At 63.1% G+C, this 1,266-nt stretch carries 2 protein-coding genes and 1 pseudogene; 1 reads left to right on the top strand and 2 read right to left on the bottom strand.

All coding sequences use genetic code 11. The features are described 5' to 3' along the window. Window positions 1-494, top strand: a pseudogene (locus BN1121_RS13460) (radical SAM family heme chaperone HemW); the annotation flags it as partial. Between the two features lie 15 nt (window positions 495-509). Here BN1121_RS13460 and BN1121_RS13455 read toward each other — a convergent pair. Together BN1121_RS13455 and zntR are read right to left on the bottom strand one after the other, a co-directional pair. Next, complete coding sequence (locus tag BN1121_RS13455; RefSeq protein WP_005345726.1) at window positions 510-725, bottom strand: alternative ribosome-rescue factor A; 216 nt, start codon at window positions 723-725, stop codon at window positions 510-512. 97 nt (window positions 726-822) lie between these two features. Further along, on the bottom strand, window positions 823-1,263 hold the full coding sequence (zntR, locus tag BN1121_RS13450) for a Zn(2+)-responsive transcriptional regulator (RefSeq protein ID WP_005345725.1): 441 nt from the start codon (window positions 1,261-1,263) through the stop codon (window positions 823-825). Window positions 1,264-1,266: the final 3 nt, after the last annotated feature.

Here is a 1,266-nt window from a genome sequence, read left to right as displayed (position 1 = left end):
GGGATATCTATGAGCGCGGCCACGCCCTGCTCACCGTGCACGGCTATCGCCAATACGAGATCTCCGCCTACGCCAAAGAGGGGTATCAGTGCCATCACAACCTCAACTACTGGCGTTTCGGGGATTACCTCGGCATCGGCTGTGGCGCCCACGGCAAGCTGACCCTGCCCGCCGAGGGGCAGATAGTGCGCACCGCCAAGGTAAAACATCCCAAGGGGTATCTGGATCCGGGCCGGCCCTATCTGGATCAACGCTGGGCGGTGGAGGAGGACGACCTGCCGCTGGAGTTCTTCATGAACCGCTTCCGCCTGTTCGAGCCGGTGCCCAAGGCGGAGTTCACCGCCTACACCGGGCTAGGGCTGGAGCGGGTCGAGAGCGTGCTGGCGATCGCCCAGACCAAGGAGCTGATCGCCGATCACGGGGATAGCTGGCAGCTGACCGCACTGGGTCACCGTTATCTCAACGTGCTGCTCGAGCTGTTTATGGATGAGTAAGAGGGAGAAGTGCGCTCAGCAGGCGACGAACATCATCGACTGCTGACCGCACTCCCACCCCTTGCGGTGCTTGGGGGTGCGCTGGAAGCTACCCTTGCCCTTACCGCTCTTCTCGACCCGCACCTGGAACAGGGGCGAGGTCACCAACGCCTTGAGGTGATTGTCATTCACGGTGCCACGCTGATGATCGTGGGCGGTGGTGACGTCGACCACCGGCTTCTTCTTGGCCATATCGGCTCCTCTCTATCTCGATTACATGCCCCGCGGGGCGGTCAAAAAACGCGCCGATTGTGCGCTCAAGCCGCCCACTATGCAAGGGCGCTCGCCCCTACTCCTCGCAGTGGCTGTGGTGCTCGTGGCTGCTTGCCCCGCCCGATTCCAGGGTCTCGAGGATGGCGCAGTGCTCGGCCGAGCGCGGCCCACCGCAGCAAATATCCGAGAGCGCCTTGAGATTCTCGCGAAACCGGGTCAACTCGCGGATCTTCTCTTCCACCTGGGCGAGCTTGGCGTCGGCCACCCCCTTGACCTCCTGGCAGGTCACATTGGCCTTGTTGTGCTCCAGGGCGAGCAGCTCACCGATGTCGGCCAGGGAGAAGCCCACCGACTTGGCCCGCAGAATGAACTCGAGGCGGCGCCGGTCTGCCTCGCTATAGAGCCGGTAACCCGCCTCGCTGCGGATGCTCGGGGCGATCAGGGCGTTTTTCTCGTAAAAGCGCAGGGTGTCGGCCTTGATCCCGCAGGCCTTGGCCAGTTCACCTATCCGGTACATGCT

The organism is Aeromonas diversa CDC 2478-85 (genome assembly GCF_000819805.1).
Classification (GTDB): Bacteria; Pseudomonadota; Gammaproteobacteria; order Enterobacterales; family Aeromonadaceae; genus Aeromonas; species Aeromonas diversa.
The sequence above is the reverse complement of the archived record's forward strand: the minus strand, read 5'-3'. Positions and strand labels throughout refer to the sequence as shown.